The organism is Clostridium sp. HV4-5-A1G (assembly GCF_900184915.1).
Taxonomy (GTDB): domain Bacteria; phylum Bacillota; class Clostridia; order Clostridiales; family Clostridiaceae; genus Clostridium_B; species Clostridium_B aromativorans.
In genome coordinates, this window is sequence record NZ_FXYI02000159.1 from 1 (window position 1) to 8,460 (window position 8,460).

Genomic DNA, 8,460 nt, shown 5'->3' on the forward strand with positions numbered 1-8,460 from the left:
TACATCATATATAATAATTCGTCAAGTAGTTATTATTTTAGGCATCGAACCTAAAATAACAAGGACTATTCATCTCCCACTTATAGAAGATAGGAGAATTACGCCCTTTTTGTTAAAAAAGATAATAGATATCCCTGCCAAGATCTATCTATTATCCTTATCATTATACAGTAGAAAATTTTTTATAAATTATATTGAAGTAAGAGATTTATTTGTAGGGCTTTGTATCCAATTTCCCTTATAATCGTATCGTGAGCCGTGGCAGGGACAGTCCCAGGTTAATTCATCAGCGTTCCATTGAAGTTCGCATCCTAAGTGAGCACATTTGGTTGATACCGTATATATATTTCCATCATTATCTTTATAAACTCCAACTTTCTGATCTTTATATTTTACTACTCCGCCATGGCCTCTTTGAATATTTTCTAAATTTTCATTAGGAATATTTATTCTCTGTGCGATAAAGTTCTTTGCTGTTATTATAAGATCATTAGCAGCATTTTTCATAGATGTTGATATATCAAATCTTTCAGGGGAAAATATTTCTGAAAAGTCATTTTCATTTTCAAGAATCATATCGCTTACTATCATTGCAGCTGCCATTGAACTTGTCATACCCCATTTTTTAAATCCTGTTTCGACATAAATATCAGGAGTTTTTGAGGAGTAATGACCTATATAAGGTATATTATCTAAAGTCATACAATCCTGCGCTGACCAATGATATTTTTCTATTGAATTTGGATAAAACTCTTTGGCTGCTTTTCTTAATTTATTATAAGCTCCACCTTCTTCATTTTCACCAGTTCTTTGAGCTATGCCTCCAAGTAATAGCAAATTTTTATAATTTCTAAATGAATACGAATTTTTATCAGCGCCTATATACATTCCATTTACATCTTGAGCATTTTCTAAAGCTATAATATAAGATCTTTCCTGATGCATTTTCATAAAATAATAGCCTGGAGTATTTAAAAATGGATAATGTGTTGCTACTACTATTTTATTTGCTTTAATTTTTGTTCCATTCTCTGTAATTACAGAATTTTCCTCAGTAATATCAAGTGCTGTTGTATTTTCATAAATAGTTAGCTTTTCTGAAATAGGTTTTAAAAATTTAAGTGGATTAAATTGTGCCTGATTCTTAAATTTCAATGCTTTTTTGACTTTAAAGGGGAGATTTACTTCATCCACTAATTCTGCATCGATTCCTAATTTTTTAGCTGCATCATATTCATCTTCAAGGGCTTGAGCATTGTCTAAACAATATACATATGCATCTTTGTATTCAAAATTGCAATCAATATTTTCATCATCAATTATTTCTTTATATTTTCGTATTGCAAGTTCATTGGCTCTGGCATATTGCTTTGCCCCTTTTTCGCCAAATTCTTTTATTAAATTATCATAAATTAAATCATGTTGAGATGTTATTTTTGCAGTTGTATTTTTCGTAACTCCACCTGCAATGCTTTTTGCATCGATGACAACAACTTCTTTTCCATTTTTATTAAGCATATATGCTGTTAGAAGGCCAGCTATCCCAGCTCCTATTATAAGAATATCACAGTTTATATTTTTATTTAAAGCATCTCTCTTTTTAAATTTAACCTCGGAATTCCATACACTTTCCATTTGAATCACCTCATATTTAGTATTCCACTTTTTTTGTAATATACACACACTTTTATATGGACAGTGTTAAAAACAATGACTGCATGTGCGATTGAGATAACATATAAATAACTTATATATACATGTTCTAAACATGTTGAAAGTTTAATAGTATAAATATTAATAGTAAGTATTTAGTTATATTGATTATATGAAGATTTTATATTTAAAATATAACGAATTTTTGGGGGGATAAATATTTATGGAGGATAGTGCATTTAAAAGTCGATTATTTGAAGATGTTCTTAATGGCAAAACACCTAAGAGAGTTCCAGAAGCTTGTGGTGTAAATACGTGTGCGGTTTTAGAACTTGCAGGTTATAATTTACGGCAAGCTCAATACGGCTATTCAAAAATTTTAGATGCAACAGATAGAATAAATGCAAAATATAATACTGATACTCTTATTGGGACATGGCCTTCAATGCCATACGTAACTAAAACTATTGGCAGTAGGACGAATATCATGGGTTCTGATGGATTTATGCAGCACCCTAATCTACGTATAATGGAAGACGATGAATATGATGAATTGATAGAAAATCCTTTGAAATATATATGGGATAAGCAAATACCGAGAGCTTTTAGGGAGTTTTCAAAACCCTGGCCATATAATGCATTTGCCCTATTGAAATCGTTTTTGTTAGAAAGAGAGATGTCGGATATAATGGGTAAGGCAAACTTTGAGATGGAATTGAAATACAATAAATCAACAACACCAATGATAACGGGAATTTCTCGGGCACCCTTTGATTATCTGGCAGATTATTTTAGATCTTTTACTGGAGCTCTGATTGATATTAGAAGATATCCTGATAAAGTTATTCAAGCAGTGAAAGCTATAAAACCATTAATGGTTCGAGGGGCTTTGGCATCTTGTAGAGGGAAAAATCCAAATAGGAAAGATAATCGTATATTCTTTGCACTGCATATGGCTACATATATGCGTCCCAAAGATTTTGAAAAATTTTGGTGGCCAAGTTTTGAAGAGACGATATGGGATATTTATAACGCAGGATTTGGGATTGTGATTTTTGCAGAAGAAAATTGGATGAGATTATTGGATTATTTTGATAAATTGCCGCCCTTATGTCATATTATGTTTGAATATGGGGATTTGAAGATTATAAAAGAAAAAGTAGGTAAAAAACATATTATATCTGGAATGTATCCTGTTAGTTTATTAAGAAATGGTACAAAAGAAGAAGTTACTTCCAAAGCAAAGGAAGTGCTTGATATAATGGCGCCTGGGGGACATTATATTTTTGATTTTGATAAATCTGTTTTGAGAGCTGAACAGATCAACTGGGACAATTTTAAATGCTTGATTGACTGTGTAAAAAAGTATGGTGAATATTAGGAGGTAAAATTTGAATATGTCAAGTGCAATGGATGATATTAAGAAAAAAAATAGAATTAACTGTGAATATTTTTTAACTCCAGAGGATGTTATAGAAAAGTATGATATTGATGCAGAAACTATTGAAGATGTAAGAGAATCTTTTGAAATGGTTGAAGATATGCTTTTGTATTTCACATTGACTACGCTTAGTAATTAATGGTGAGCTAATATGACGGATGCTAAAAAGTTGTAAGAAGAAAAGATTCAGCTGTTGTGATTATAATTATTATTTTTTAGAGAGGAAGGTGTAAGTATGATAATTATTGGTGAGAAAATTAATGGTGCGATTCCTTCGGTTAAGAAGGCGATTGAAGAACGTAACGGTGATTTTATAAAGAGTATAGCAAAGGCTCAAGCAGAAGCAGGTGCTGATTTTATTGATTGTGCACCAAGTACTCAAGTAGATAAAGAATATGATGCTATGGTATGGCTTATTGGACTTATTCAAGAGGTTACCGATGTTCCTGTTTGTATAGACAGTCCCAATGTACTTCTTCTTAAACGTATTTTTGAAGAAGGTCATGTTAAGCATCCTGGAATGATTAATTCAGTAAATGAAGAAGGCATGAAGTGTGAAATCATATTTCCATTAATTGCTGGAACTGATTGGCAAATTATAGGTCTGACATGTGACAAAGATGGTATTCCTATGGATTCAGATAAAAAAATTGACATTGCAAAAAGCATTATTAATAAAGCACATAAATATGGTGTAAAACTTTCAAATCTACACATAGATCCATGTGTAATGGCTCTTGCTGCAGTCCCGGATTCCATGACCGATTTTGAAAAGTGTATTATCAAAATTCATGAATATGCTACAGAAGTAAAAGTAACAGGTGCAATTTCAAATATCAGTTTTCAGATGCCGAGAAGGAAATATATAAATGTAAGTTGTATGTCATTAGCTGTACATGCTGGACTCAATTCTGCAATACTGAATCCATGTGATCAAGATATGGCAGCTGCTATATATGCGGCAGAAGCACTTTGCGAAGTTGATAAAGGCGGACGCAAATATAATAGGGCCCATAGAAAGGGAGTATTTTAATAAATCACATTTTAAATGATTGTGAAGTTAAAAATTAAATAGGTAAAATAAAAATAAATGTATTAAAAGGAAAGAGGGAAATTATTATGAATTTTGAAGAACTCAAAAATGCTATGGCTGATCTGGAAGAAGAATCTGTCATGAAGATGATGAACGAGTTTATGAAAGACGGCGGTAAGGATGCTGGCGAAGCATTGAAAGCTTGTCAGGAAGGTATGGAAATTATAGGGGATCGTTTCGAGAATGGAGATTATTTTGTTGGAGATCTTATTTTTGCTGGCGAAATAATGACAGAAGCCATGGATATTATTAAGCCTGCACTAGCTGTTAAAAGTGCCGGGAAATCGGCAGGGCGTATGATTTTTTGCACCGTAAAGGGCGACATTCACGATATTGGAAAAAACATTGTAAAGGCTATGTTAGAAGCAGCAGGTTTTGAAGTGCTGGATCTGGGCGTAGATGTTCCACCTGAAAAGATAGTGCAGACGGCAAAAAAGCAAAACATTAATATCATTGCACTGTCGGGAGTTCTTACTCTTGCTCTTGACTCCATGAAGAATACAGTGGAAGCATTTAAAGTAGCTGATATGCGCGATAAGATCAAGATAATAATAGGTGGAAACCCTGTTAGTGAAGATGCTTGTAAATTAATAGGTGCTGATGAATGGGCATATAGTCCACAGAAAACGATAAATGTCTGTAAGGAATGGGCTTCAGTGTGATTATTATAGTTGATGAGAGGAAGAGATCGATACAGAAGATGATTTAAGCTATAAAAAATTGTTGCGTAAGAAAAAACTCATTGAGGAAATATGTTAGCATTAAAGTTCAGAATATATTAAATTTAGTGAATTTTTGACATTATTCAAAAATTTTTATTGAGTGGTCTTTGTACTTTGAACTTTAAAATATAAGGGGATTAGATTATGGATTATAAATTGTTAACACAAGCAGTAGGGGATTTGGATGAAGACAAAGTTTTTGGAAAGAAGCTTGCGAACATGTTAGAGCTGATGCCTTCACCACAAATGCTGCAGAAGGTGTAAAAATTTGTCAAGAGTGGGTGGAATGATATAACACATATGAAAGGTAGTGAATATAAATGAGCGCTAGTATTAACAGGACGAAGGCTATAATTTCCATAATGGCTGTAGCATTCTTGATGATGGGTGTTGGGGCAACTTCTCCAGCACTTGCAAGTATTGGACGTGCTTTTCCTGATATAACTTCTACATTGATTATGTTAATTGCTACACTTCCGCCATTAGTTTTAGTTCCATTTTCAATTTTGACTGGCAAATTAGCTGGAGATAAAGTAAAATATAGGACACTTGCGGTTATAGGTGTAATTTTTTTTGTAATAGGTGGTACAGTGCCATATTTTCTAAGTGATTTTACAGTTATTCTGTTTATGAGAGCTTTATTGGGAGTTGGACTGGGATTTATTACACCTTTGAGCGGAGCTCTTGTTATGAATCTTTTTAGTGGTCATGAGAGAGAAAATCTGATGGGAATTTCAAATCTCATTGCTAGTGTAGGTGGAATAGTATTTCAAATAGTAGGTGGGCTGCTTTGTGCCATTAATTGGAGAGATACATTTCTCATTTATCTCATAGGAGTTGCGGTTTTAATTATAGTTGTATTGATGTTACCAGAACCTTCAATATCACAGGGAAAAGAATCGGGTAATGCTCCAGAAAAAGTAAAAATGAATATCGTAGTTTATATGTGGGCTGTATTTTATCTTATATTCATACTTCTAACCTATCCAATGTTAACGGGAATATCTGGGCTGATACTTAAAAATAACTATGGAACTGCAGCAACTGCTGGGGTTACGCTTACAATGTGGACGGTTGGAAGCATGATTGGAGGTGCAATTTTTGGAAAAGTAGTTCAGACCGTCAGCAGGTATGTAATTACTTTGTCATTAGTTTTTTGTGCAATAGGATACGTATTTATAATAATAGGAATAGGCGGAGGCTTAATGTTTTTTAATATAGGTACAACTGTATTTGGAGTTGGTGCTGGATTGATAGCTCCTGGGGTTATGTATTATGCAGGTCTTGCAGTTCGGCCTGCTGGGAGAGCAATGGTTATGGGATTAGTAATGGCGTTTATGAATTTAGGTGGTTTTTTATCGGCATTTTTCTTTTCATTTGTGGAGTCTTTGTTTCATATAACAGCCGACAACTTTCCTTTTGCTTTTGGAGCAGTATGCTTTATAGCCTTTGCAGTGATATATGGAATTTTTGTTATAAGCCAGTCTAAGAAAAAAAAGTATGTTAGTGTATAAAAAAATATAAATTAGGAATAAAATTGTAAAGGATGGGTGAGTAATATATGACAGATGTTAAAAGATTGCAAGAAGAGAGAATTAAGTTGTTTCACGATGTATATGACAATAAGATACCTGAGAGAGTGCCCTTGAATATTTCCATTCCATTTGAGCCGACGGCGCAATTTGGAGGAATAGGTTTGATGGAGGCACAGTGGAACTCACCTGTAACCGAGGGGGCAATAGATAAGCTCTGTCAGACACTGTATTCCGATGTATGTCCCTGCGGTGGAAGTATGAGGTATCCGTCTTTTTATCAAGTACTTGAATCACAGTCTTTTGTGATGGGTTCCAATGGATTTATACAGCATCCTGAAGTTGTAGGCATGCTACCTGATGATTATGATTATCTCATAGAAAAACCCTATGATTGTATAATTGAAAGGGTTATACCAAGGCAATATAAAGCGCTTGGCGGGAATCCCATGAGTACAGCAATAAATTTTGCCAAGAGCTTTGTATTGTATAATAATGATTTTGGTGAATTAGGAGCAATTCTCAATAAGATGATTGAAAAATATGGGTATTATCCAGGTATGCCTTTTGGAGAAGGAGGTTTTACTGAAGCCCCCTTTGATTTTCTGGCGGATCAGTTGAGAAGTTTTAAAGGCATAAGCGTGGATATACGAAGAAGGCCGGAAAAAGTAGCAGAAGCTTGTGAAGCGCTTTATCCAATAGTACTGAAAAAGGGCATGCCTTCAAAAGCATCGAATTATAAATCAATTGGGATGCCTCTTCATATGCCTACATTTATGCGAGAAAAAGACTTTGCAAAGTTGTGGTGGCCGAGTTTCAAGAAACTTCTTGATGAATATGCGTCCATGGGAATTCATTGTTCTATATTCTGTGAAGATGATTGGACTAGATACCTTGATTATCTCTATGAATTGCCTACAGATACAGTGATGATGTTTGAATACGGTGACATTAGAAAAATCAAGGATAAATTGGGCAAAAAGCATATAATAACAGGGCTATATCCGATGACTATGCTATTGACTCATACTAAGCAGAAATGTATAGATAAGGCTAAGGAGATAATAGATGTGCTTGCTCCAGGAGGAAAATACATGTTTGGAATGGATAAACAACCGTTATCGCTAAGTGACATAAATATGGAGAACTTTTGTGCAGTGACGGAATATATTCGTGATAATGCAAATTATCAGAATGCAGGGGAAACGGCTGGAATGCAATTTAACAAGAATGATTACAGTGCACTGCCTTCAAGAAAGATTGAAAGCAAATATTACAGTACCTGGGAGCAGTATAAGGAAAACTATCCGGAGGTTTCTGAATTTGGGAAAGACAAACTTCAGAAATTTGAAGAGGCAATATTTCAGTATCTCGTTTATTTGTTGGTATAAGAAATGTATCAATTTTTAGATACTTTTCTTAGTGTAAAATTACTGTAGTATAATTTAGAACAAAAAATAGAAAAAGAGATTTCCTTTTGGTAATATATTAATTGAGTAAAAAAATATACTAAAGGGAGATCTCTTATGGGTAATAGATAGTATTATAAATGAAATAGACGGATGCATTAGTATTTTAACAAGAGAATCATTGAATATAGACGAGATATTAAGTGTTGATGGAGGGTAAAATGGATAATCTCGGGGAATTAAAAAAACTGATTGTAAAATATATAGAGCAGCTGGATGAGGAAAAAGCAGTAAATTTGACCAATAAAGCCTTGAATAAGGGAATGGATCCTATAACCTTGGTGGAAACTGTAAATATGGGCATGGAGAGAGTTGGGAAATTATACGAAAATAAAGATTACTATATAGCGGATTTAATACTTTCAGGACTTATTTTCAGAAAGATCTTAGAACTGGATAAGATGAAGAAGTATTTTCTTCAAAATAAGGATAAGGGATTGGGAAAAGTAGTTTTAGGGACGGTAAAAGGTGATATTCATGATATTGGAAAGGATATTTTTAAAGGTATGCTGGAAGCTAATGGATTTGAGGTAATCGATTTAGGTGTAGA

At 33.7% G+C, this 8,460-nt stretch carries 8 protein-coding genes and 1 pseudogene; 8 read left to right on the plus strand and 1 reads right to left on the minus strand.

All coding sequences use genetic code 11. The annotated features are described in order from the left end of the window. Positions 1-189: 189 nt before the first annotated feature. A complete protein-coding gene (locus J5G60_RS14430) occupies positions 190-1,635 on the minus strand; it encodes an FAD-dependent oxidoreductase (RefSeq protein ID WP_150358666.1) in 1,446 nt (481 codons plus the stop codon). A gap of 241 nt (positions 1,636-1,876) precedes the next feature. Here J5G60_RS14430 and J5G60_RS14435 point away from each other — a divergent pair, with 241 nt between their 5' ends. The 8 genes and pseudogenes from J5G60_RS14435 to J5G60_RS14465 form a co-directional block, all read left to right on the plus strand. Then, positions 1,877-3,034 carry a uroporphyrinogen decarboxylase family protein gene (locus J5G60_RS14435; RefSeq protein WP_150358665.1) on the plus strand — a complete coding sequence of 386 codons (1,158 nt, stop codon included), beginning with the start codon at positions 1,877-1,879 and terminating at the stop codon, positions 3,032-3,034. A gap of 10 nt (positions 3,035-3,044) precedes the next feature. Beyond that, a complete protein-coding gene (locus J5G60_RS14440; protein WP_150358664.1) occupies positions 3,045-3,233 on the plus strand; it encodes a hypothetical protein in 189 nt (62 codons plus the stop codon). 96 nt (positions 3,234-3,329) lie between these two features. Beyond that, on the plus strand, positions 3,330-4,127 hold the full coding sequence (locus J5G60_RS14445) for a dihydropteroate synthase (protein WP_150358663.1): 798 nt from the start codon (positions 3,330-3,332) through the stop codon (positions 4,125-4,127). 86 nt (positions 4,128-4,213) lie between these two features. Continuing rightward, positions 4,214-4,849: a cobalamin B12-binding domain-containing protein gene (locus J5G60_RS14450; protein ID WP_328707013.1), complete on the plus strand. Its 636-nt coding sequence runs from the start codon at positions 4,214-4,216 to the stop codon at positions 4,847-4,849. Positions 4,850-5,112: 263 nt separating this feature from the next. Then, positions 5,113-5,199 (plus strand): annotated as a pseudogene (locus J5G60_RS18925) (cobalamin B12-binding domain-containing protein); the annotation flags it as partial. A 30-nt stretch (positions 5,200-5,229) separates the two neighbouring features. After that, positions 5,230-6,423 (plus strand): MFS transporter, encoded by a 1,194-nt coding sequence (locus J5G60_RS14455; protein ID WP_150358661.1) that lies wholly within the window; start codon positions 5,230-5,232, stop codon positions 6,421-6,423. A gap of 47 nt (positions 6,424-6,470) precedes the next feature. Then, a complete protein-coding gene (locus J5G60_RS14460) occupies positions 6,471-7,832 on the plus strand; it encodes a uroporphyrinogen decarboxylase family protein (RefSeq protein WP_150358660.1) in 1,362 nt (453 codons plus the stop codon). Positions 7,833-8,071: 239 nt separating this feature from the next. Then, positions 8,072-8,460, plus strand: a 389-nt coding sequence (locus tag J5G60_RS14465; RefSeq protein WP_207876560.1) for a cobalamin B12-binding domain-containing protein, incomplete at its 3' end; no start/stop codon positions are given.